This window comes from Vibrio rotiferianus (genome assembly GCF_002214395.1).
In the GTDB taxonomy this organism is placed as follows: domain Bacteria; phylum Pseudomonadota; class Gammaproteobacteria; order Enterobacterales; family Vibrionaceae; genus Vibrio; species Vibrio rotiferianus.
Genome location: NZ_CP018311.1, coordinates 778,662 through 802,876, shown reverse-complemented (window position 1 = coordinate 802,876; position 24,215 = coordinate 778,662). Strand labels below are relative to the sequence as shown.

Below are 24,215 nucleotides of genomic sequence, written 5' to 3'. Positions count from 1 at the left end.
GCATCATATGGTGCTTTTATTGGTTTTTGTTAGGTTATTGGACTTAGTTATCGAAAGCGTTTATTACCTTTCGTCACACAGATAAGGACAGATAATGCCAACAAAGATCTTAGTACCTGCTTTGGCGCTACTTCTCAGTGCATGTGGCGGCGACGGAGATTCGTCAGCATCCGCGAATAGCGGTTCACAATCCCCTGATACACCACCAACATCAACCACTTTTGCCGAGCAAATGCTTGCCGCAGTTAACAATGCTCGTTCTAAAACTCAGCAATGTGGCTCTAAAACGATGCCTCCCGTTGGCGCGCTTACTTGGAGTTACGATTTAGAAAGCGCTGCGTATGGACACTCCAGCGATATGGCAAACAGCGATTTCATGAGTCATACCGGCTCTGATGGGAGCACGCTTTCCAGCCGAGTCAATGCCACAGGTTATGCTTGGAGCAGGTTAGGCGAGAACGTCGCTGCAGGGCAAAGCTCAATCGATGCGGTAATGAACTCTTGGCTATCGAGTGAAGGACACTGCCTCAACATCATGAACGCGGACTTCGACCAGATGGGATCATCTATGGTGGAGAACCAGTCGGCAAGCTATCGTTATTACTGGACCCAAGTCTTCGCCAAGCAGCGTTGATCGCTTTCTAATACATTAACTAGGGCGGCGGTTTTGATCGCCCTATCTTTATTGCAGATGAAGAAGCAAATTACAGCTCTTTTGTACAAGCCTTTGATAGCGGTCTAAATTAATCGCCAAGTTAAAGCTCTTCAATTAACTTCCCCTGCCTTGAAACGATACAATCACTTCTTTTATTTCAGGCACTTTGCTTAAAAAGTGAGTGCTTGATGAGACAAGCACAATGGATGGCAAAGAAGTATATGGATTTTCTCTACTCGCCTATCGAGCCTTTTGACACAGGGTTATTAGAAGTTGATAAGGGCGTTTTTATTTACTGGGAAGTGACAGGAAACCCGAACGGAATTCCGGTGCTTTATCTTCATGGAGGCCCAGGCGCAGGGCTTAAAACGGGCTATCGTCGGCGTTATGACCCAGAAAAGCATCTGATCATTTCTTTTGAGCAGCGAGGATGTGGTCGCAGCTTACCTTTGATCATTGACTCTCTTGATCGTATCCAAGAGTTTAATACTTCTAATTTTATCGCAGATATTGAGAAATTAAGGCAGCACTTAGATGTTTCTTCTTGGCTTGTGACTGGTATTTCTTGGGGTACGACGCTGGCTCTTGCCTACGCACAAGCTCATCCATCACGAGTCCAAGCGCTTGTCTTAGCAGCCATTAACTTGGCTACATCCGCTGAGGTGAAGTGGATTACCGAGGATATGAAGGTAATTTTCCCTGAAGAGTGGGAGGTGTTTCAGCGAGCGGCTCAAGCTCTGCCTGATGATTCGCTCATTGATGCTTATTACCGTGCGATTCTAAGTAAAGATGCAGAAGTTAGATTTAGTGCATATAGAGCTTGGAGTCGATGGGAGTCTGCACACGTCTCTATCGACCCAATGGCTATGCCAAATCCTTCATTTGAAGATGAACAATTCAGGGCTGTTTTCTCTACGCAGGTCATTCACTTTTGGAAGCATGCTGCATTCCTAAGTGAAACACATATTTTGGACAATATGTCGAAGCTACAGGGTATTCCAGGGGTACTGATTCATGGCCGGTTAGATGTCAGTTCTCCAGTGAAAACTGCATGGGATTTGAATAAGGCTTGGGATACAGGAAGGTTGATAGTCATCGAAGATGAGGGGCACGGCGGTCCTAAAATCATTGGAGCCTTTGTCGACGCGGTTAAAGAGTTAACGCCAAGGTTTGAATAAGACTACCCACAAATACTGACCAGTCCCTCCCCTTTGAGCTCGTTGCTTTGAGAGCTTCGGAGTTTGATACAAGGGGAGGTTAGGTGGGGTTGGTAGTTTGAGGTTGAATGTTGGGTTATGTGCTTGCAACCCCCTCCAACTCCCCCTTTTCTCGACATGGTTTGCTACGCATTTGGATGTGGTTATCAAGGGGGAGAGTTTTCTTTGCTGCTGTGAGCTCAGTGCTTTCCCATTGTCACTTTGAAGGAGCCTAAGCGAGTATTCAGAATCTACTTTCAGCGTGTTGTAATGTTGCATTGTGAATTGAACTTTCTGCGATTGCAGAACCCGTTCCTCCCATTTGATCTCGGAGTATTGAGAGCTTTGGAGTTTGATACAAGGGGAGGTTAGGTGGGGTTGTTGGTTTGAGGTTGAATGTTGGGTTATGTGCTTGCAACCCCCTCCAACTCCCCCTTTTCTCGACATGGTTTGCCCAGCATTTGAATGCGGTTATCAAGGGGGAGGGTTATTCTTTGTTGTTGTGAGTTTAGCGCTTTCCCATCGTCATTCTGAAGGAGCCTAAGCGAGTATTCAGAATCTAATTTCAGCGCGTGGTGATGCTGGCAGTGTGAATTCAATTACCCGCGAATACAGAACCAGTCCCTCCCCTTTGAGCTCGGAGTGTTGAGAGCTCTGGATTAAGCATTTTGTTCCCTCCGTATTATCTCAAACCGTAGTATCGCGTTGTTTTTTATGCGAATGGCCAATATTTTATAACAATAAATTGACCTGATTTGATTAATTCGTATAACGTATTGGTTGATTTCTAACAGTGCGGTGCACACAAGAGTGCATGATATGTAAATAAAGGATAGGACTGAATGCAATTATCTGATAAGGGTCTGAAATTATTTACAGAACTATTAACTGAACTGGCGCATACACAGAAAATATGGGCAGATGATCCCAAAGAATATTTTAATAAGGTAAATAAAGACAGTTTAATAAGTTCTATAGATGCGCCTAGCGATTTAAGTCGTGAGATGAGAGCAAAATGGCAAAACCAGGAGCCTTGCTTTTATCAGTTGCATCACACTGCGAGCTCTCTATCTATCGTCAGAGAATTAGCTGTTCTTGTACAAAAGGTTAATAATATTAATTGCTTGCCATACGAGTTGAACAAAGTCATAGAAGCAATAGTATACGAGTACGTCAACTCTGATCTTTATGGATTTGCTCGGAGTGTTATGCAAAATGGCGAAGAAGTTAATGTTCAGTCTGAAACTTTAAAAACAATTACGATCACTAGACTATCTAATTTTAAAAAAAGCTTTTCTGCTTCAGTTTTTCAATTTCCGGTAACAATGTTCAATCTAAACGAAGAGCTGGAAATAAGCCCAAGTATTAGGCTTTTTCCGGTAGAACGTTCTGATTTAACAGAAAAACAGTTAATGCAATTTAAAGCAACTAGAGCATTTGACTATAATTATTACCTTGAAGTTCATGTGCAAACGCGATGCAGTAAGAAGTTGGCACAGCAGCTAGCTGAAAAGGCTAGGGATGCTACTTATAACATTTTAAAGCTTCTAGGTACTCGCTTATCAAGAAGGGCAATTCCTTTACTTGCTTCAAATGAGAGAAATAGTCACTTATTCGACTTTTATAGATATGGAATAGACAATAAAAGTATGGGCAATGACTCATCAATTAGATTTGCGTCTTTTCAATTTGACTCAGAAGTGTTTTGGAAAGAATTTTACAAAGGCTATCTTTCTGATGAAAGTACCATACACATCGCATTTGAAATACCAGAGTTGCTCTTGATTCCCAACTTTTCTAATCAAAGAGTCGTTGAGCGGTTAGAGCGCTCGTTACTGTGGTATGGAGATGCATCAACAGAGCCCAACTCGTACCAGCAACTACTGAAATTGGTTAGTTCACTAGAAGCATTGGTTAATTTTCGAGAGGAGAGCGTTACAAAAGTATTTATAAGAAGAATTTCTCACTTAAACATTAACCATAATGGTCTTAGTGATGTAGTTGAAAGTAAGGCTAAGCTCCTATACAAAGCACGATCCAGAATCGTACATGGGGGATCAATAGATGAAAGATTAGATTTCTGCGCGATTGATTTTTGCTCAGATACTTTACTGAGAGCTATATATTGGTTTCACCGTTTTGGTTTTGAAAAAAGAGGATTTAATAATACATTGCCCGGATTTTTGGATGATTTGCCAAACAGTATTAAAAGCGATAAACCTGACCTATCTCCATCTACCTGAATGTAACTTATTCCCCAAAAACCAAAAAAGCCAGCAGTTAATACCTGCTGGCAAAGTCTTTGGGCTTCTAGGTTTTTGCTTTTTTTTTGCCACTCCGTTCTACACAGTGCCCCGATTGGCCTTCTGGGGAAGAAAACACAGCACTGTGCGATTTGTGCTCAAGAAATTGGAGATTAACCTTGCTTACGGATTAGGTAGTCAAATGCGCCTAAGCTTGCTTTTGCACCTTCACCCATCGCAATGATGATCTGTTTGTAAGGAACGGTTGTTGCGTCACCGGCTGCGAAAACACCTTCTAGGCTAGTATCGCCACGGCTGCCGACTTCGATTTCGCCGCGCTCAGATAGGGCTACTTCTGAATCTTTTAGCCATTCTGTGTTTGGTACTAGACCGATTTGAACAAAGATACCTGACAGTTCAATCTCTTTGATTTCGTCTGTGTTGCGGTCTTTGTACTTCAAGCTTGTTACGCGAGTACCGTCGCCCACTACTTCGGTAGTTTGCGCCATTGTGATGATGTCTACGTTCGGTAGTGAGTTCGCTTTGTCGATAAGCACTTGGTCTGCGCGAAGTACGTCTGCAAATTCAAGAACCGTTACGTGCTCTACGATACCAGCAAGGTCGATAGCTGCTTCGATGCCTGAGTTACCACCACCGATAACTGCGGTTTTCTTGCCTTTGAACAGTGGACCGTCACAGTGTGGGCAGTACGCGACGCCTTTGTTGCGGTACTCTTGCTCACCCGGAACGTTCATTTCACGCCAGCGTGCACCAGGGCTAAGGATGACACTCTTACTCTTCAGCGTTGCGCCGCTTTCAAGTTGGATGTGAATCAAACCATCTTCAGTGTGTGCTGCACCCATTAGCTTCTCAGCTTGTTGCTCGGTCACGACATCTACGTCGTATTCTTTTAGGTGTTCTGCTAGGTCAGTTGCCAGTTTTGGACCTTCAGTACGTTTTACCGAAATGAAGTTCTCAATTGCCATGGTGTCCATAACCTGACCACCAAAGCGTTTAGCAACAACGCCAGTACGAATACCTTTACGAGCAGCGTATAGAGCAGCTGCGCTACCACCAGGGCCACCGCCGACAACAAGTACGTCGTATGGGTCCTTTTCGCTCAGTGCTTTCGCCGCTTTCTCGCTTGCGCCGTCATCCACTTTGTTTAGGATTTCAGTCAGAGACATACGACCTTGACCGAATAGCTCACCGTTCACGAATACGCTTGGTACAGCCATGATGTCGCGTTGTTTCACTTCATCTTGGAACAACCCACCGTCGATCATGGTTGCTTTTACTTTCGGGTTGATCGCCGCCATCATGTTGAACGCTTGAACTACGTCCGGACAGTTTTGACACGACAGTGAAATGAAGATTTCTACGTCTAGATCTTTGTCTAGTGCTGCGATTTGCTCAATCACTTCTGGTTCTAGTTTGATTGGGTGACCGCCAGAGTGAAGCAGTGCCAATACTAGAGAGGTAAATTCGTGACCCATTGGCAAGCCTGCAAAGCGTAGTGCTGTGCCTTTTGCTGGGTTAGTTACCGCCATCACTGGTTTACGTGCGCTTGCGTTGTCGTCACGTTCAACGGTGATGAGGTCGCTCATCTCTGCGATTTGGTTCGCTAGAGACAAGATGTCATTCGATGCTTTGCTTTCATCTAGACTAACCACTAAACGAACTTCTTCTTTTACATTAGCCAGATATTGTTTGAGTTGTTGTTGGATCGCTTGGTCTAACATAGTTGTTACTACCTTAATTAAATAGTTACCAATCAAAACAAGTATTTGTTCATTCTTGCTAGCTAAAATCGTTGATAACTGAGTTATAGATTTTGTAGTTAGGGGAACTAGCTATCGAAAATCTATGCCTGGTTCTAAACGATTTTTTCTACGCAATTACTGCACACCTACTTATTCAGATAAGTAATAAAAAGTGGTTACTGTAGATAAAACCTGAGGGGGAGAGAGCAAATCAGGCAGAAGGTCGTCAAGGTATCTAACCTGAAGTGCTCTCTAATTCAGTTCTAATCAGAAAAAGGAAATCGGAACTGATTAGAACTTAAATTTCAGTGGCTTAGATTTTGCCAACTAGGTCTAGTGATGGAGCTAGTGTCTCTTCACCTTCTTTCCATTTAGCTGGGCAAACTTCGCCTGGGTGCGCTGCTACGTATTGAGCTGCTTTCACTTTGCGTAGTAGGTCTTCTGCATCACGACCGATACCTTCAGCAGTGATTTCCATTGCTTGGATAGTACCTTCTGGGTCGATTAGGAACGTAGCGCGGTCTGCAAGACCTTGACCTTCACGCATCACACCGAAGTTGTTTGTGATGTTGCCTGTTTGGTCGCCAAGCATGTAGTACTGAATCTTACCGATTGTGTCTGAGCTGTCGTGCCATGCTTTATGAGTGAAGTGTGTGTCAGTTGATACTGAGTAAACTTCTACGCCACGTTTTTGTAGCTCTTCGTAGTGGTCTGCTAGGTCGCCCAGTTCTGTTGGACATACAAACGTAAAGTCTGCTGGGTAGAAGAAGAATACTGCCCATTTACCTAGAACGTCTTGTTCTGTTACTTCAACGAATTCGCCGTTTTTGTACGCTGTAGCTGCAAATGGTTTGATTTGAGTATTAATCATAATTTACTTTCCTTTGAATGTTTTAAGCTGAGCTGTTGTTGCTTTCGGAAAGTATATTCTCATCGGAGTGTGTTTAAGGAAAATCGCTTGTAACTATCCTATTGATAGCCATTTCCTATTTCACTTGATAGGGAAATCCGATGTAAGTGAGTTTGCTTTGATAGGTTTTATTGAAGATGAACGCAGATTAGTAATAGAGAATATCGATGATTACTTTGAGTAGATCGTCTAGCTAAGATCGAAAGAGCCTGCATCTCGGCAGGCTCTTTCTAATAGGAAGTGGAGAAGCGGATGCTTCTATTTTGTTAGCTCAGATTGTCGAGCACTTTGCCACACAACCTCTTCAGCATGATCATTTCATCCAACTCTAAGGTGATTTTACACATCATGGCGTTTGGCACCGACTTAGCTTGCTCTTTAAGGGCACGACCTTGCTCGGTTAGATTGAGTACGCGAACGCGCTCATCGGTTTCACTTCGGCCGCGCTCTACATAGCCTTTTGCTTCTAAGCGTTTAAGCAGCGGTGTGAGTGTGCCTGAGTCCAAATGCAGTTGAGACCCCAATTCTTTCACGCTGGCACCGTCTTTCTCCCACAGTACCATCATCACTAAGTACTGCGAATAAGTCAGATCAAGCTCGTCCAGCAACGGGCGGTAAGCTCGGATCACTGCATTTGCTGCGCTGTAGAGCGGGAAGCAAACTTGGTTTTCGAGTAAGAGTTTATCGTCGTCGGTCATGGTGTTGTCGGTGTAACACTGGCTCATTGGCGTTGCCTACCTGCTCACGGAGAAAGAGAGTCATAAAATAAATTGTGCACAATATAGTTGCAAACGATCTTTACTTCGATATAAGATTGCAAGCAATTAAATTGCGCACAACTTAAATTAAGAAGGACACTCGCATGACTACTCTATACAAAACTCAAGCTACCGCTTTGGCTGGTCGTAATGGTCAAGTAAAAACAGATGATGGTCTTCTCGATCTAGAGCTGTCATACCCGAAGGAAATGGGCGGCACAGGCGCAGCAACTAACCCAGAACAGCTTTTTGCCGCGGGCTATTCAGCGTGTTTTTCTAACGCGATTCTGCACGTAGCGCGTGAAGGTAAAGTAAACCTGAAAAGTGCACCCGTAACAGCGGAGGTGGGCATTGGTCCGAATGATAACGGTGGCTTTGCACTGACAGTGAGCCTAGCGGTAGAGCTAGACATGCCACAAGAACAAGCGCTAGAACTAACGCGCATCGCACACCAAGTTTGTCCATACTCAAACGCAGTTCGTGGCAACATTGATGTGGCAGTAACGGTGAACGGCGAAGCAATTTAAGCGGTTATAACCACTGCACAAATACAAGAAAGCCTGCATTGACGCAGGCTTTTGGTTTATTTGATGGATGTACAGAAGCTGACGTCTGCATGATGCGTTTGTGGATCGTAGCTATGATAAAGTTCGAAGCAAGGTCGACAGTCGTTTTCAATACCAGATTCAACTACTTTGCTCATCAAATCATCCCATGCTTTAGGGTATTGGCTGAATTCGGTAATTTGCTGACGTATCACCGCGTATTGACCGCCAGGGAAGTCTTGTAGCTCAATGCCTTTTGGTACTTCGGTATCTTCTGGCACCATCAAGCAGATATCAGTACGACACTGCTCGTCTGGCGTGATTTCTGGGTTGTCGTGATAAATGAAGATACAGGTATTGCCCGCCAAACCTTTCATTCCTGCCCATTGATACAAACGACCTGATGGTTCTTCATAACCTTGGCCATAAGGGCCGTTCACGCGAACGTAGGCCAATTTTGCTTTATCAAAGTTTTGCGTTTCCATATTGTTGCTCCATGTTGTGAGTTCAGAGCCAGTATATGAATCGCTTCGGGTTCGTTCGTTTCCATTCTTGCGCAGTGCGTGTCCAATCTTGCTGTTTCGCGCTAGCTCAGAAAATTGCTGGTAGTTTTCGCAGTCGCGAAAGGCCGTAGGTGTAACGCCATAATGTTGCTTGAAGGCTTTGGCTAAGCTCTGCGAGCTAGAAAATCCGTACTCTAGGGCAATGTTTAATACCGGTTGCTTGGATTTGAATAATTCGTCCGCAGCCGCTTCTAAGCGCAAGCGTCGAATGAAATCCGCTAGTGTCTCGTCTTGCACGGCTTTGAAGGTACGGTGAAAGTGATAAGGGGAAAGGTTCGCCAGCGCGGCCACTTCTGGCAGGTTGAGCGGTTCATTAAAGTGTTGTTCTAAATAACGAATCACACGAACCAGTCGTTGGTGGTAGTCGACGCGCATCGTGCTCTTTCCTTGTTCTGTTCAGCTTGTTTTCTCTGCTCAAAGCCTACCGCATAGCCATGCAGAGTCAAAATAAGAAGTGGAAACGTTGAGAGCTACTCTGATTAATCAATAAATAAAAGGCCGCGAACACCCCTCAAACTGAAGAGATAGCGGCCTTTGAATTGGACAAAATCAATAACTTTTATTAACCATGCTGTGAGTTTATTTTGATGTTGCATTCGGTTTTTTGAAATGACGTAGCCAGAATCTTCTAGATAGCACTAACAATAGAGCATAGAGCCAATTGATTGCACCACCATTTTCTCCTGACTCACAGGCAAATGTTCCTTCAGAGGAGCCAATTACAAAATCACCGTTGGAATCACACTGCTTATCGTTTACCGATGAGTCATCTTCATTATCACCTGTTTCCGACTCATCTCCGGTGTCCGTAGTATCGTCACTTTCTTCTTGTAACAAAATGAACTTAGGCTTGGAGACGACTTCTTCCGGTGGTTGTGGAGCTGACAAATAGCCAGATAGCCAATCCAGATAAGTGTTTACATTGGCGTACCATGTTGGGAGGGTAACAGAGCTACAAACTGAGTTTATGATAGGTCCGGCACTAATAATACCGACTAAGAAACTTACACCATCTGCTTGATAGAGCAATGGACCACCAGTGTCACCTACGCATGCTCCATTTCCGTAAATATTATCGCCAATTGGTTGGTATTCCGTAGGAAGGGTACATAACTTAGTATCATCAAATGGCGAGGCGATGTATTTTGGTAGATCTTCTGCCGATTCTAAGCGTTCAAAACACACTTCGATAGGAAGGTAAGAAATGCTTGTTTGTTTTAATACTGTATTTGTTTCTCCAGTACCCCAGCCCGCAACCATGACATTGGGTACTGGTGCTGCGGGATTCCACTCTTCATCCAGCGCCATTAGCTTTTGGTAAGCTTCGCTATCAACAAGTTCTATATTAGGCGTGATAGGGATTGCTCGTTCAACATAAAGCAAGGCGATATCATTTTGATATGCGGTTGTTACTAGCTCTTCTATTGTATTTTCATCTCCCGATTCATCCGTTGGGTAATCTTTCGATGTAGTCGTTAGAGGGTGGTAGTCTGGGTGGATCACGACATGGGTAACATTAAAAACATCAGCAACCCCGACCATCATAAGATCTCGCTGTCCAACCGTAACCGATATTTCTTTTGGCTTTGCAACATCATACAGTGTGAAATCTTCTGGGTTGTCGGTTGAGTCCTCTAAACTCGATTGTGAAGCAACTAAACAGTGGGCCGCTGTTAGTATCCAGCGCTCTGTTAATATGATACCGCCACAAGCATGATCTTCGGCAAACACGCTTGAGCGGACAGATGCCATGAAATTGAAGTTTTCAAACTCCCCGTCTTCAACATCATTTCCCATAAAGATTGCTTTTGTGGGAAGCGAAACAATGCATAGCACCAATAAAATCCATTTCATCTGAGTACTTCCTTAGCATTTGTATGAGCAATGGTTAAACATATAGCATATAGTTTGATTATTGACGAATGAGGGCGCGTTTGTGATTTGTGAATATTATGTAGCCGTTTTATCGGGTCAAGAATGTAAGTATTCTCATGTAAAGTATGCATGTTGCAGAAGAAAGTGATCAAAAAAGGCCGTTAACCCAAATGTTCGGGTTAACGGCCTTTTCTATATTCAGCGCTAAATGGCTAAGACTTAGTTGCCTTGATTTTGGCTTTGAAGCTTCTCTTTTGCTTCTTCAACCTTTGAGAAATCCAATCCCAACTCGTTTACGGCTTCTTTGATTAGCGCAGGGTTTTGCATCACTTGCGCCATCAGCATTTGTAGCTTGTCTTGTGGCAAACCTAGTTGGCTGATTGTTGCCATTGCCGCTAGAGGGTTTTGCGTCAGAGTCTGAAAAATCTCATTGATTTGTTCGTCGCTGATATTGTTCTCTTTCAGCAGCGCAATAATCGGGTTCATCGCATTTCCTTTTAATCACAGAATGAAATAGAGACGGAGTTTATCATTTGGCTGAGCTTGGTTGAACTCTACTCTCAATCAATATTTTCCGTGAAACCCGATTCTTTAATCGCCGTGATTAAGTTTCGAGTTGCTAAATCGAGCTCAGATGAGAGCTGGTCATATTTCATCCCGTCTAAACAAGTTAAGTTTTTCATTGAGTCCTCAAAACCAATAGGTAGAACTTTGCACCATTTCTTAGCGAGCTGAACTAAACGCTTTTCGCCAGGGTGAGGAATAAAGTTGATAGCAAACAACACATCAAAGTAGCTGGCTAAATAGGCACTTAAGCGGTGTTGGACACTGATGTAATCATCCCGTTTAATGGCTTTGGCAATTTGTTTGGTATAGGCAGGCGCGGCGTGGTGAAGAAGCGGTAAGTTTTTGGCGATCACGGCTGCTGAAAGCGCTTTGCTGTAATCAATACGATATCTTTCTTGAAGAGACGAAAGCTTCTCATGTCGGTCAAATAGGATTTTTGAGTGGATTAAATTTGCCCAAAAGCAGGTGCTATAGCCAACATTCACTTGATGATCAATCACCACGCGCTGGAGTTCTTGTGCAAGCCAGTCAATATTTCGATATATCAGCTCTATTTCTGTTCCGTTGTTTAACTGTCCATTATCTTCCGTTTCCCAGAATTGGTTGTTTAACTCCATATGGCTGCAGTATTGGGATGTGATGGCCTTTCTGGTGGCAACCGGAATATCGCTTGTTGTGTAGATATAAACATCATAATCAGAGAGTGAGTCGTTGGTTTGAGTACTATTGGATCCGGCTAGGGCAACGGCTTCTACCTGTTCTAGCTTGGCAAACTCAGTAATTAAAGCGCTTAGCAGTGCATCGTTCATGTTTGGTTCTCCATGTAATATGCAACAACATAATCGCTATCAATTCCCCCTAATGGGTGAGATGTCACAATTCTCAATACCCCGTCAGCTCCATATATCCCGTTCCAGAATGAGAGCCATCAATACGTACTGGGCCTTCCCAATAAGGCACAGAAAGTGGCATTTTTGCGTTCGGGTTGAGTGCAGAAACGGTAAGTTCAATTTGCTGGTTAGGAATCGATACTTGCCACTCAGTTGGATAATTGCGGCCTTGAATTTCTGTTTGCTTGGTCGCTTCTAACTGAATGTCTTTTTGTGGGATAGCTATGCCCGAACCATCTTGCTGCATCAGTTTTGCGCTGGAAAAACTCGCTTTTCCCGTTTTGGTGTCACGCAGTTGGAATACCACCAAGCTGGTTTCTTCGCTTAACCTCAGTGCGAACCAATCCCAGCCTTGTTGTGAGTCGAGTAAGAACTGCGAGCTCCACTCTCGGTCTATCCAACCTTTGCCTGATACTTGATGGGTTTTGCCGTCGATCGTGACTTGACCGGTGACATCAATAAACGGTTGGCTGTAGTAATACGAAGCCACCTGACCATCGGTACTTTTGGTGCTGTAACCTTGTTCACCTTGTTTTTGATAAGGTGCGGAGCTGGTTAGTTTGAGTGAGTAACCAAACTGCTCTGAATTGGCATTTAGCGTGGCGGGGAAGAGATCGTCGGTTGAAGAGGTCCACTGCCAATCATCGAGATAGACTCGAAATGGTGATGCGTCGACGCCCGCTAGTGCGGCTTGGTCACGAGACCACTTTTCATCAGCATAATGTTTGTCTTGCGTTGTAACCGCGCTATGCGCCATGTAGATTTGCTGAGTTTTCCACTCGGTTTTCTTCACTTCATTTTCGCCTGTTGGCGGCGCAGCAGCGAAGCGAAATTGAGTCCACTGTATTCCGAGAGGATTACCTTCTTCATCAGATAAGTTTGCAGTCAAATACCACCACTCATGGCGAAAGTTTGGGTGCGCTTGATGGTCGTTAGGAAAGGTGAGTTCAACGCCCTTCAGAACAGGCGTGAATGGATTACTTTCGGTTTGCGTGTCTCCACTGCCCAACAACGTGCCCATATTTTGTTGCTGCGTATCTTCACAACCGAACAGGAATAAGCTGCTTATGAGTAGAGTAAGTTTGCTTGCTGATTGACTCATTACAACACCTCGCTTTGCAAACTGGAGACGACAGGTTTGCTGACCAATCGCCACAGCGGAATCAAGGTTGCGATCACTGCCACCAAGATGGTGATCGCCGCGATGCTAAGGGCATCACTCCAATTCCACAGATAATTTAAGCTCCAACCAAAAGCGCGTAAGGTGACGATGTCTGTCAGTACATAACCCACCATAGCACCGAGGGGCAGGGCGATAACCAGAGTAAAACTGACCAAAGCGACGATCTGTCCGACCACCATGGTCATTAATTTACGACGGCTGACGCCAAGGGCATACAGCCTTGCAATGGCGGCTTTGCGCGCGTCGAGTAACATGAAACAAGCACTGAACAAACCAATCACCGCCACCATCAAAGTCACGCCGTTGAGAGCCCGCGTAATGGCGAAGGTCTGCGAGAATATATCCAACGCGATGGATTTGATTTGCGCCTGATCGTAGAGCTGACTTGGATGCAGATTCAGTTGCTGGCGCAGTTGGTCGTATACGATTTGTGGGTCACCCGAAACTTTAATGCCGAGGCTTGTCGGCAGGTTGGTAAAACCGCTTTCTCGCCACAACTTTGGAGCTAGCAATACTTCGCCATTGGGCGAGCCATAATCATGGAAAATTGTCCCAACTAGTAGAGTCTTGCTTGGAATTGCATCAAGCGTGAGTTCGCTACCTAGTGATAAACCCAGTTTGACCGCAGTAGGTTCACTGATGGCGACCAATTCCCCTTGGTAAAAGCGCTGCCAGAAGTTCTCCAAATGCGATTTGAACACCATGGTTTGTTCTAAAGTATCTTTGTCTTTGGTGCCGAGTAAAATGGGTAAGCCTTGCAGGTTATCGTCGACGTAGTATTGCTTGTAGACGGTTTCGACTTTGTCGAACTGTTGCAAAGCACGCTCCACATTAGCGATTTCACCCTGTGCGGGGCTAACGTAAATATCGGCATGTAGCCTCTGTTCTAGCCACTGTTTTAACGTCGACTCGAAGCTGCCAACCAAGGTATTCATCCCCATATTGGCCGTAACAGCGAGTAGCAGCGCCATCATGGCGAGAGAAAGCGGAGAAATCAGCTCGCGCAACTCAGCAAACAGATACTGCATCAAACCGGAAGTGGTGCGCTTCTCACTCCAGTTTGCTAGTACGCTGAGTGTTTTGGGTAGATATAAAGGAATCGACACCACAAGCACGCCGAGCCACGCCATGGTGAAGCGGTGATGCTCACTCAGCCACAACCCTGCGAGAGCAATAGCCGTCAACGCAGTACCAATTAGGAACAATTGATTTTCATTAGAGGTTTCCGGCGCTTGATAAAATCCGCCATGAGATGAAAGCGGCTGGCGTACTCGTTGCTTAAAGTGCTGCCAACACGCAAGTAGTGTTGCAGCTAAGGTTAACAGCAGAGCTTGCATCCACCATTGCCACTGCCAAGTCCCGGGAAGGAGGGTCGCACCATAAAGCTGCTCTAAAGTCAGTGCAACGGTGGGATGCAGCCAATGACTAAGCTGCATGCCCAATACAAAACCAACTGAAGCGCCAATGGTGACCAATATAGTTAGCTCAATGAGCAGTGCAGTAAACACGATCCTCGGTGCAATACCTGCTTGTTGAATTTGTACTAGCAACCTATTACGTTTGAGCAAGCTGTATTTCACGCCGTTGTAGGCGATAAACAATCCAACTAAAAATGCCAACAAGCTCATCGCAGTTAGGTTGAGATGGAAGCTGTCGGTCAGAGAACCAAGATCAGTGCTTTGATTATTGGTGACCCATTGCCCTTGCTCGCCGATAAGGTTCTGCCATTTTGCTTGCTTGTCCTTACCTACTTTATCGCGAGTATGGAACACTGCAATGTAACTGAGCTGGCCTTGCTTATTGAGCAACTGCTGGGCAAAGCCAATGTCCATCAACATTCGGCTGCCTAATTGCCATTCGTCAGGCAATACCACCACTTGAGTTGGGATGTCGTCCAGAGTCAGTGTTTCTACTTCGCCTAAGTTTTGATGTTGCGATTGGCTCATCATTACAATCGGCTTCCCAACTAAAAGCTCAGGCAGCGGTAATGCGCTGTCGAACAAAGACACGTTTTGTTGGCTGTCTGATGAATAGCGATAGCGTGACGAAATGGCGGCAATCAACTCGCTACCTTGTACTGACCAGCGACGACCTTGTTCGTCTCTCACTCGTCCTTCGATTACAGGCAAGGTTGCACTGAGACCGTTTTGTCTGAGAGTGAAGTAGAGTGATTCGCGCAGATAGTTTTGCCCGGCTGGTGGAATAATAAGGTTCTGCGCTTGACCACTGAGTTGCTCTGTGGATTCGGCGTAGCTACGTTTCGCATTGAGGTTGATGGCTTGCACTGCAACGAAAAGAGTCACCGCTAGTACAATGCCAATTAGAATGGCCGCGGCCTGAAGAGGAGCTTGTCGGTAATGCGCCGCAAACAGGTTCAATGCGAGTTTGGTGTGTGTGAGCCCTGCGTTCGAGCGTTTAACCTGCTTCATGGCGACGCTCGCGTGTATTCTGCTCTGGAACAGTGGAGGTACCGTTTTGCAAAGTACCGTTTTTTAGACGTAAGCGAGTCTGCATAAACTCAGCACATTCGGGGCTGTGAGTCACTAAGAGCACTGCAGTGTTGCCTTGGGTGGTGATTTCACTTAACAGCTTCATCACTTCTAAACCGGCTTTTTGGTCAAGGTTACCTGTGGGTTCATCAGCAAGTAGAAGTTTAGGTTTGTGAGCTAATGCTCTGGCGATGGCGACCCGTTGTTGTTGGCCGCCGGAAAGGGCAGAAACATGTCTATCGAGCAGTTGGCTGATGCCCAGAGTCTCGACCAAGTAATCGCACCAGTCATTCCATTTCTGTTGATTCAAATGCAGAGGGAAGGCGATGTTCTGCTGCACGTTGAGCGGTGTTAATAGGTTGAATTGCTGGAAGATAACACCGAGTTTTTGGTATCGAAATCGGCTCCATTGCGGATCTTTCCAAGCTGCAGTGTTATCACCATCTAACCATAATTCGCCACCTGAAAGTGGCTCAAAGCCAGCAATAACATTGAGTAAGGTGCTTTTGCCACTGCCACTTGCGCCCGTCAAAGCTACGCTTTCGCCCGTGGCTAGCGTGAAGTTGACACTTTGGAGAACGCAATGTGTTTGTTTGCCATCGATGAAGTCTTTTGAAGCGTGACGGAGTTTTATTAGCGGCCCATTCATGCCATATCCTTATGCCATTTTTAAATGCTTACGAGTTTTCATTCGTTGCGGTTTAACTTAGCGTTGATAAAGCTCATTTACCACGCAAAGTATGACTTATGACTAGCGGATCACGACGGGAATCCGTTTTCTGCCAAATGGGTGGCTGAGTGCTCCAAATCGGCCCGCAAGCTGAAAACCACAGTATTCACACTGACCATCATTTGTTAGATGGCACTCTCCGAGTTGATACCAGTTCCGAGCTAAGACTTTCTGGTGGCATTTGGGGCAATACGTGCTATCGCCATCTTCGTCACTTACGTTACCCACATATACGTAGTTAAGGCCGTTGTTGAGTGCGATTTGTCTGGCTTTTTGGATTGTGCTGAGCGGCGTTTTCTCTGTACTCAGCATTTTAAAATCTGGATGAAAGGCACTGAAATGAATCGGAATGTCGCTGCCTAAGTTGTCATAAATCCACCGAGTCATCGCTTCTAGCTCAGCAGTGCTGTCATTCTCTCCGGGGATTAGCAAGGTGGTGATCTCAAACCATACATCCGTTTCGTGGTGTAAGTAGAGCAGCGTGTCCAATACTGGAGCGAGGTGGCCGCTACAGAGCTTATGGTAAAAACGCTCTGTAAATGCTTTTAAGTCTACATTGGTGGCATCCATATGGCGGAAAAACTCAACTCTAGGCCTATCGCAAATATAGCCTGCGGTGACTGCGACACTTGATATGTCGAGTTCATGGCAAGCTTGAGCAGTGTCTACAGCGTATTCCATAAAAATGACAGGGTCGTTGTAGGTAAATGCGATGCTTTTACAGCCATGTTGCTTGGCTGCTTGAGCTATCTGCTCGGGCATGGCAGGCGCACCAAGTGTATCGATTTGCCGCGACTTACTGATATGCCAATTTTGGCAAAACTTACAACCTAGGTTGCACCCAGCGGTACCAAATGAGAGCACGGAGCTACCCGGAAAAAAGTGGTTAAGTGGTTTCTTTTCTATAGGGTCAATGCAAAACCCGCTCGAACGCCCATAGCTGGTCAGGGATATTTCACCGTTGTGAGCTTGGCGCACAAAGCATGCCCCTCGTTTCCCCTCTCTTAAGCGACATTGCCTTGGGCACAAATCACAAATGACGCGACCGTCATCTAATCGATGCCAATATAAGGTTGGAAAAAATTCAGGAGGGGATGCAGGAACGGATGGCATGGTGAACTCCCAACGAAATCTGCTTCTATACTTAATGTTAAGTATGGCACTTCACTGACTTTTGTGAGCACGATAAGGGGCTCGGTATGCATGTTCGTCCTCCAGCGGTGGCGGGGCGCTTTTATCCACATTCGCCGCAACAATTAAGCTCAATGATCCAAAGTTGGGAGAAGCCGAGTCCGTGTCGTTTCCAGCCTGTGATTAGAGCTATGGTGGTGCCTCATGCTGGTTATATTTACTCTGGTGAAGTAGCAGCATGTGTGTGCCAGTTTTTAAAGTCGCAAGCCGATAGAATTCATCGGGTGATTTTGCTTGGCCCAAGCCATCACTTCTCTTTTTTGGGCTGTGCGTTGCCCAGTGTGGATTGGTTTTCGACCCCTTTAGGTAATATCGAAGTCGACCGTGAAGGGCGTGCAATATTGGCTCAGCAGCAGGATGTGGTGGTGTCTGATGACGCGCATGCCCCAGAGCACTGTCTTGAAGTACAGTTACCGTTGTTGCAAACCTACCTCGGGGCATTTCGTATCTTGCCTATATTAACCAGTCGAATTTCGCCAGCTCGTATGGCGGAGTTACTTGCTCCAGTTTGGCTCGATGAAGAAAGTTTGCTGGTTGTGAGCAGTGATTTAAGCCATTACCACTCTTACCGGCAAGCCCAGAGGCTCGATCAGCAGACGTGTGAGCAAATTGAAGCTTACCAAGCGACACTGAAACCAGATCAGGCTTGTGGTTCAACGGCGATTAACGCGCTATTGCTGTTGGCTAAAGGGAGAGGCTATCAACTCTCTAGGGCCATGTTAATCAACTCCGGTGATACCGAATACGGGGATCAACAACGCGTGGTGGGTTATGCCAGTTATATCGTCTCAGATCCTGAATGAACCAGAACTCACGCAGTTGTTCAACATTGCTTGTGATGCTATTCGTTGCCGATTCGCTGGTCAACCAGCCACGCCACCAAGCCTTGGTGAGTGCCTACCAAGATTAAGGGAAGTTGGGGCGAGTTTTGTGACCTTAAAAGTACATGGAGAGCTGCAAGGTTGCATTGGCACTATTGTCGCTCATCAGCCTCTTGCGCTCGATGTGCATGACAAAGCATTAGCGAGTGCGTTTCAAGACCCAAGATTTACCCCTCTAAGTAAAAAACAATTATCGTCACTTTCTGTGGAGGTGTCGGTGTTGTCATTACCTGAGGTATTGGTTGTTGCATCAGAGCAAGCATTGCTTGGCTATTTAGCGACACATAAGGTTGGGCTTATTTTATCGTGTCGGCAGCGTCGAGCTCTGTTTCTACCTCAAGTATGGGAGCAGTTGCCAAACCCGATTGATTTTGTTCGTCACTTAAAACACAAAGCTGGTTGGTCAGAGTCGTTTTGGGATGACGAGATGGAAGTGAAAACGTTTGTGGTGGATAGTATTGAAGGGCAGTTCAATGTGGAGAGTACACTCTCCTAAAGCAGTTTTATTGGGAACAAATAAAAAAGCCTGAGAGTATTTCTCAGGCTTTGTAATCATTGGCTAGCTTATACGTAGTACGCTTCAACTTCGCCTTTAAGCTTGATAAGCATTGGGTTACCGAAGCGGTCTTTTGCTTTAGGAGAAGCAATTTTCACCCAACCTTCGCTAACACAGTACTCTTCAACGTCAGTGCGCTCTTGGCCCTTGAAGCGAATACCGATTTGGTGATCGAAGCACTCTTTTACAAAGAATGGGCTGCGTGGGTTGCCTGATAGGTGATCTGGTAGAGCTGGTTTAGCTGTATCTGTCATTTTGTGTGACCTTGAAGTCCGTAAAAAAAGTGCGCCATTGTAGTCAGTGCAAGGCGAGTGTTCAAGATGTCTAAGTCGTAGTTTGAGGCGATTAACATTAACCAACCCAAGATGCGGTCTTAAGCCCGATAAAATTTACTGTCGTTGAACACGTCACGATCACGCGGGTCGTTCGAGAGGAACATCCATATCTCTTTCATGCTTTGTTCAAAGAACTCTTCCTCATACACCACCATGGAGCAATGTTCACCAAGCCCAACAACGAAAGGTTCGAGTGCTTCAAAGCCGATGTTTTCAATGTCGTCAATATCGATGAAATACAGCTTCTTATCGGTTTTTTGCTCGCTTTCTGTGGGTAATTCGCCTTTACCAAGCACTGAAAAGTTAAGCTCAACAGTTAAACCCGTACGGTTTTGTTTGAGCTCGTAAACTGCTTCTGACTGTGTCACTACGCTGTAGTTCAAATCATCAAAGTAGCTCAGTGTTTCTTGCTTCATAGGGTGCATAAGTCTTCCATACATTTTGCAGTTGAATCTGATGAGATTCGTTTACAAGCCTTTCAAGTATTGAGCGTTTGCCGTCGGGTGAACCGCAGCATTAAGGACTTCAGTATTCTGCTGATTGTGTTCATTAAGCAGGGCTGTAAAGGCATCAATCAACTCAGGCTTGGTCATCGTGACTTTAGTTTCTGTCTGGATCTCGCGCAGGTCGATCAATACGTCAGTTAACAGTTGCGGCAAATCTTGCAGAACTTTTAGGTTCAACACGTTGTGCTCACTGTAGATCGAGTTGTGACTGCCTTTTTGTTTTTGCACCACATACGGGTTGTCTTTTAAGTTGATGATCGATGTGCGCTTGTCACAACGCTTCAAACAGCCTTTATTTACCTTAATCTTGCGGCAACCTTCGGTTTGTTGGAACAAACATTGGCGACTAGTCAGCAGAGTGTTCGGGTGGTAAATGCTGTAGTAGCTGCGCATATTGTGCGGGCGCTTAATGTGGCGCATCTGCTTCATGTTCAGCTCGTTAGAGATAAACGCACCGCTTGCGGCGAACTCTTCTTGCAAACATTTGAACGAGTAGGAGTTCACGGTGTTCATCTGCGGGCCAGCAACCCAACCTAATCCCAGCTCTTGAGCCAACATGCCCACGCCAGAGTTATTGGTGATCGACAATTCTGGTTTCACTGCTTCTAAGAATGCACGTGAGGCTTGGTAATCGTCACCAATCAAAATTGCAGGGAACCAAGGCTTCAATGTCGGATTTTTTTGGAACAACTCGATCATTGTATTCAGTTCACTGGCCAATCCCATTGGTAGCTGGAAGTACACGTCCACATCACTGTATTCGCATAGTGCTGCGTCTTCTACTGATGAAATCAATACAGATAGCTTAGGTGCACCTTCGCGCAATTGTGGTTGAGGCAGTGTCGGCAAAGTCGGTACATCAATCGCACCTTTTAGGCTGCTGCCAGAGGCTTGTGTAGAGGTCACATCGAAATCTTGTGTCTTCTCTGCTACCTTCTCAATGATTGCGGTTTTGTCGTCGTAGAGTTTCTTCTTCACGCCTTGCACATCATCGGCAGATTCGCATTTGTAGATCTTCGAGAAGTGTTTTACGGCGTGATCGCGAGGGTTGTCGATGTACATCGCTTTACCGAAATCACCTTGCAAAAACGCGTTGGAGAAATCGCGGTTAAAGACGGTGTACAACTCTGTGGTGTCGTTCGACAGCTCGACGCCATCACACAGACGATCAATCTGTTTACGCCAGTTATCGACCACGGTGTACACGTAGTGGGATTTCTTAATGCGGCCTTCCACTTTCAACGAATACACGCCTGCATCAGCGAGTGCTTCTAAATCGCCAAATGCCGAGTTGTCCTTCATGTTGAGTGGGTAGCTGTTGCCTGTTTTGGTGGTTTCGTATTGCTCACGGCAAGGCTGGCTGCAACGCCCACGGTTGCCCGAAGCGCCGTTACGCGCAGAGCTGATGTAGCAAATGCCAGAGAAACCAATGCAGTAAGAGCCGTGCACAAACACTTCCATCATCACGTCATGCTCACGACCAAACTGAGCAAGATGCTTGATCTCATGAATATTCAGTTCACGAGAGAGGTTTACACGGCTTGCCGTTAACTGATTCAGGAACAGGATTTGCCCTTCGTTGTGCGTGTTGAGCTGAGTTGAAGCGTGTACGTCTAAATCTGGAAAGTGGTTCTTGAGAATGTAAGCCAAACCCAGATCTTGCACTATCACGCCATCAATCGCTGTGGTGTTTAACTGGCTGAGCAAACGCACGATAGCAGGGATTTCACTCTCCAGAATTAACACGTTGAGAGTCAGGAAGATCTTACAGTTATGCTGATGCGCAAGCTGTAACACGCCATTCAAGTTATCTAAGGTGAGGTTGGTTGCTCGGTTGCGTGCATTAAAGCGGTCTAGTCCGCAGTAAATGGCATCGGCACCCGCAGCAATGGCCGCTTTGATGGAATCCAGGTCGCCACCTGGCGCTAATAACTCAAATTGATCGCGTGTCACTCTTTCACTCTTATTCAGCTAGAAATTCAGCACGTATTCTACGGGGTTCAAAAGTGTGATCTAGCGCTAGTTAACGCTTTATTAATCTGAATCAATTATTGAACGCGTCAAAAAAGCCTACAGAGAGGAGTGGCTCATAAGAGGCGTGTATCAAATGCATCACGATAGCATATTTTTCTATTGATTGTTTTGTAAGTATTTACGACTCATAAATTCCATAAATATAGTTCAATAAATTTATATTGCAAATGTAAATAATATTTGTTCTTATTCGCATCTGTTGGCAGTTTTATAAAAAAATGGAATTAGAAAATGAACATGAGATTGACCTTGTCCCCTCTCGCATTAGCGATTGGAGGAGCATTGACCGCAGCAGCAGTGGCTTCGAATGTGCAGGCGGAAGAAGGTGTTGTGGCAGATGAAACACAACAAGTGATCGGTCATCAATACGAAGGCTACGCAGAACACATGCCGCAATCGGGCACTAAAACTGACGTGGAGTGGTTAGATGTGCCGCAAGCCGTTTCGGTGGTTACTAAGACGGAAATGCAAGATCGCGGTGCAGTTCGTTTGGTAGATGCTTTGGATGGTGTTGCTGGTGTGAACAACACGTTAGGCGAAGGTAGCCGAGACCAGTTTGTTATCCGCGGATTTGATGCGCTTAATGATATGTACCGTGATGGTATGCGTGATGATGGCACACTGCAATCATATCGTAGCCTAGCAAATATCGAACGTGTCGAAGTGGTGAAAGGCCCAGCTGGCGCGTTGTATGGTCGAGGATCTGCTGGTGGTGTCATCAACTTGGTGACGAAACGAGCAAATGGTGACAAGTTCACTAGTGTTAATGGTAGTGTTGGCAGTAATAGCCAATTTGTTGGGCAGATCGATAGCTCAATGGCCTTTAGCGACAAGGTCAATGCACGAATCAACTTAGAATATCGACAAGCGGATTCTTACGTTGACCATGTTGATTCGAATGATTTCTTCATCGCTCCGACTATCCGAGTTTTACCTGCGCAGGGGCATACCGTTGATTTTGATGTCGAGTACGCACACCAAGAGCTTGTCCCTTACCGTGGGGTACCATCGAAAAATGGTAAGCCAGTAGATGTTTCCGAAAGCACCTTCTTTGGTGGCACCAATGACTACCAAAAGTCTGACAGCATTCGCATTGCGGTTAATTATGAATGGCGTTTGAATGATGAATGGGCATGGACTAACCGTGCGTCTTACAACCATATTGAACTTAAGCAAAAGGGTACGCGACAGGGAACCGTAACTGATAACGAAGTTTCTCAAACTGTGAATAACTTTGGTTATGACCCTCGCACCACGACAACGCTACAGTCAGAATTGGTTTGGGAGACAGAATCAAACCAATTGATGATCGGTGCCGACTTTAACCAGATCAATATCGATCTCACCTTGGCGAGCAACAAAACATTACCACCCAAAAATATCTATGACCCTATCGTAGGGCCAACGCCAGATCCAGGTTTCAAGCCTTTCCGAGACAACACAACAACCACGACAGGCATTTACATTCAGGATGTATACACCTTTGGTGACTTGTCAGTGATCGGTAATGTACGTTACGACTCGATGGATCTTGAGCAGCAAAAAGCGGGCGCTACAAAAGAAGATTTGGATGACAACAAGGTTAGCTACCGTGCAGGTCTGGTCTACCGTATTAACTACGATATGTCGGTATATGCAAGCTTAGCTCGCTCATGGCAATTGCCTTACTCGGGCATTTACATCAATCCCAAACTGGCGGAATTTTTCCATACTGATCTGAAAGAAGTCGGCGCAAAAGCTTACTTGTTGGACAACGCTTTAATGCTAAATGCGGCGATCTTCCAAATTGACCAAGAGCAACCACAAACCAACGTTGATGGTGATGTGATCGATAAGATTGAAGCTCGTCACCAAGGTATTGAGTTGGAAGCTCGCGGTCAGATCAATGAGCAATGGGATATCTCGGTAGGGTATAGCTACCTTGATGCTGAAGATAAAGATACGGGTAAAAAACCAAATGATGTATCTGACCACTTGTTCTCACTTTGGAGTACTTATCAGCTCGACGATAACTGGCGTTTGGGTGGTGGTGTGAAATACGTTGGGGACCGTTATGCGGGCAATGACGAAGCTGTCGCTTTGGGTGATTACACCACGGTTGATTTGATGGCTGCGTACACAACTGGTCGTCATAAAATTCAAGCCAACGCTTACAACATTTTTGACGAGAAATATATCCTTGGCGCGACCAATGGCAAATCTGGCTTAAATCAGATTGGTTACGGTGCTCCTGCAGAATTTATGCTCACTTATGGATACCAGTTCTAAGGCCTCATTGGTTTTTTGACGACTCAATCGTCGATGTTTCCCCTCATTTCGAGGTTATTTAGCCCATCGGGTCAAAA

The 24,215-nt window shown here is 45.5% G+C and carries 21 protein-coding genes; 7 read left to right on the top strand and 14 right to left on the bottom strand.

Features of this window, described 5'->3' with window-relative positions; translation table 11 throughout:
- Positions 1 to 94 precede the first annotated feature (94 nt).
- From BSZ04_RS03755 to BSZ04_RS03740, 3 genes are all read left to right on the top strand, one after another.
- The gene (locus tag BSZ04_RS03755) at positions 95 to 634 is read left to right on the top strand and encodes a CAP domain-containing protein (RefSeq protein ID WP_088879584.1); all 540 of its coding nucleotides are present in this window, start codon (positions 95 to 97) and stop codon (positions 632 to 634) included.
- Between the two features lie 209 nt (positions 635 to 843).
- Complete coding sequence (gene pip, locus BSZ04_RS03750) at positions 844 to 1,833, top strand: prolyl aminopeptidase (RefSeq protein WP_088879583.1); 990 nt, start codon at positions 844 to 846, stop codon at positions 1,831 to 1,833.
- Positions 1,834 to 2,693: 860 nt separating this feature from the next.
- On the top strand, positions 2,694 to 4,094 hold the full coding sequence (locus BSZ04_RS03740; protein ID WP_161493754.1) for a HEPN domain-containing protein: 1,401 nt from the start codon (positions 2,694 to 2,696) through the stop codon (positions 4,092 to 4,094).
- Positions 4,095 to 4,267: 173 nt separating this feature from the next.
- Here the strand turns inward: BSZ04_RS03740 and ahpF are convergent, their stop codons facing one another.
- The 3 genes from ahpF to ohrR all read right to left on the bottom strand — a co-directional run bounded on the left by ahpF (position 4,268) and on the right by ohrR (position 7,492).
- Complete coding sequence (gene ahpF / locus BSZ04_RS03735) at positions 4,268 to 5,836, bottom strand: alkyl hydroperoxide reductase subunit F (protein WP_005374617.1); 1,569 nt, start codon at positions 5,834 to 5,836, stop codon at positions 4,268 to 4,270.
- 334 nt (positions 5,837 to 6,170) lie between these two features.
- Positions 6,171 to 6,728: an alkyl hydroperoxide reductase subunit C gene (ahpC, locus tag BSZ04_RS03730; RefSeq protein ID WP_005374632.1), complete on the bottom strand. Its 558-nt coding sequence runs from the start codon at positions 6,726 to 6,728 to the stop codon at positions 6,171 to 6,173.
- Positions 6,729 to 7,033: 305 nt separating this feature from the next.
- Positions 7,034 to 7,492: a transcriptional regulator OhrR gene (ohrR, locus tag BSZ04_RS03725; protein WP_088879582.1), complete on the bottom strand. Its 459-nt coding sequence runs from the start codon at positions 7,490 to 7,492 to the stop codon at positions 7,034 to 7,036.
- A 137-nt stretch (positions 7,493 to 7,629) separates the two neighbouring features.
- Here ohrR and ohr point away from each other — a divergent pair, with 137 nt between their 5' ends.
- Positions 7,630 to 8,052 (top strand): organic hydroperoxide reductase Ohr, encoded by a 423-nt coding sequence (gene ohr, locus BSZ04_RS03720; protein ID WP_005374640.1) that lies wholly within the window; start codon positions 7,630 to 7,632, stop codon positions 8,050 to 8,052.
- Between the two features lie 56 nt (positions 8,053 to 8,108).
- On the opposite strand, the gene BSZ04_RS03715 is transcribed toward ohr, so the two are convergent.
- The 8 genes from BSZ04_RS03715 to amrS all read right to left on the bottom strand — a co-directional run bounded on the left by BSZ04_RS03715 (position 8,109) and on the right by amrS (position 17,480).
- Positions 8,109 to 9,008, bottom strand: coding sequence for an AraC family transcriptional regulator (locus tag BSZ04_RS03715; RefSeq protein ID WP_088879581.1), 900 nt, complete (start codon positions 9,006 to 9,008; stop codon positions 8,109 to 8,111).
- A gap of 204 nt (positions 9,009 to 9,212) precedes the next feature.
- A complete protein-coding gene (locus BSZ04_RS03710) occupies positions 9,213 to 10,487 on the bottom strand; it encodes a S1 family peptidase (protein WP_088879580.1) in 1,275 nt (424 codons plus the stop codon).
- A gap of 240 nt (positions 10,488 to 10,727) precedes the next feature.
- Positions 10,728 to 10,994: a DUF2999 family protein gene (locus tag BSZ04_RS03705; RefSeq protein WP_010453805.1), complete on the bottom strand. Its 267-nt coding sequence runs from the start codon at positions 10,992 to 10,994 to the stop codon at positions 10,728 to 10,730.
- A gap of 74 nt (positions 10,995 to 11,068) precedes the next feature.
- Positions 11,069 to 11,884: a DUF4037 domain-containing protein gene (locus BSZ04_RS03700; RefSeq protein WP_088879579.1), complete on the bottom strand. Its 816-nt coding sequence runs from the start codon at positions 11,882 to 11,884 to the stop codon at positions 11,069 to 11,071.
- 73 nt (positions 11,885 to 11,957) lie between these two features.
- On the bottom strand, positions 11,958 to 13,067 hold the full coding sequence (locus tag BSZ04_RS03695) for a lipocalin-like domain-containing protein (RefSeq protein WP_088879578.1): 1,110 nt from the start codon (positions 13,065 to 13,067) through the stop codon (positions 11,958 to 11,960).
- The gene (locus tag BSZ04_RS03690; RefSeq protein WP_088879577.1) at positions 13,067 to 15,577 is read right to left on the bottom strand and encodes an ABC transporter permease; all 2,511 of its coding nucleotides are present in this window, start codon (positions 15,575 to 15,577) and stop codon (positions 13,067 to 13,069) included. Before BSZ04_RS03690 ends, BSZ04_RS03695 begins: the two co-directional genes overlap by 1 nt.
- Positions 15,564 to 16,286: an ABC transporter ATP-binding protein gene (locus BSZ04_RS03685; RefSeq protein WP_088879576.1), complete on the bottom strand. Its 723-nt coding sequence runs from the start codon at positions 16,284 to 16,286 to the stop codon at positions 15,564 to 15,566. The genes BSZ04_RS03690 and BSZ04_RS03685 overlap by 14 nt, the downstream gene beginning before the upstream one ends.
- Positions 16,287 to 16,388: 102 nt before the next feature.
- A complete protein-coding gene (gene amrS / locus BSZ04_RS03680; protein ID WP_088879575.1) occupies positions 16,389 to 17,480 on the bottom strand; it encodes an AmmeMemoRadiSam system radical SAM enzyme in 1,092 nt (363 codons plus the stop codon).
- 86 nt (positions 17,481 to 17,566) lie between these two features.
- Between amrS and amrB the strand changes: the two genes are divergently transcribed.
- Both amrB and amrA read left to right on the top strand, forming a co-directional pair.
- Positions 17,567 to 18,361, top strand: a complete 795-nt coding sequence (gene amrB / locus BSZ04_RS03675) for an AmmeMemoRadiSam system protein B (protein WP_088879574.1) — start codon at positions 17,567 to 17,569, stop codon at positions 18,359 to 18,361.
- Positions 18,330 to 18,935, top strand: coding sequence for an AmmeMemoRadiSam system protein A (amrA, locus tag BSZ04_RS03670; RefSeq protein WP_088879573.1), 606 nt, complete (start codon positions 18,330 to 18,332; stop codon positions 18,933 to 18,935). The genes amrB and amrA overlap by 32 nt, the downstream gene beginning before the upstream one ends.
- 68 nt (positions 18,936 to 19,003) lie before the next feature.
- On the opposite strand, the gene BSZ04_RS03665 is transcribed toward amrA, so the two are convergent.
- The 3 genes from BSZ04_RS03665 to BSZ04_RS03655 all read right to left on the bottom strand — a co-directional run bounded on the left by BSZ04_RS03665 (position 19,004) and on the right by BSZ04_RS03655 (position 21,789).
- The gene (locus BSZ04_RS03665) at positions 19,004 to 19,249 is read right to left on the bottom strand and encodes a DUF3297 family protein (RefSeq protein ID WP_010453814.1); all 246 of its coding nucleotides are present in this window, start codon (positions 19,247 to 19,249) and stop codon (positions 19,004 to 19,006) included.
- Positions 19,250 to 19,368: 119 nt separating this feature from the next.
- Positions 19,369 to 19,755 (bottom strand): hypothetical protein, encoded by a 387-nt coding sequence (locus BSZ04_RS03660; protein WP_088879572.1) that lies wholly within the window; start codon positions 19,753 to 19,755, stop codon positions 19,369 to 19,371.
- A 42-nt stretch (positions 19,756 to 19,797) separates the two neighbouring features.
- A complete protein-coding gene (locus BSZ04_RS03655; protein WP_088879571.1) occupies positions 19,798 to 21,789 on the bottom strand; it encodes a peptidase U32 family protein in 1,992 nt (663 codons plus the stop codon).
- 312 nt (positions 21,790 to 22,101) lie between these two features.
- Between BSZ04_RS03655 and BSZ04_RS03650 the strand changes: the two genes are divergently transcribed.
- Positions 22,102 to 24,138, top strand: coding sequence for a TonB-dependent receptor (locus BSZ04_RS03650; RefSeq protein ID WP_088879570.1), 2,037 nt, complete (start codon positions 22,102 to 22,104; stop codon positions 24,136 to 24,138).
- Positions 24,139 to 24,215: the final 77 nt, after the last annotated feature.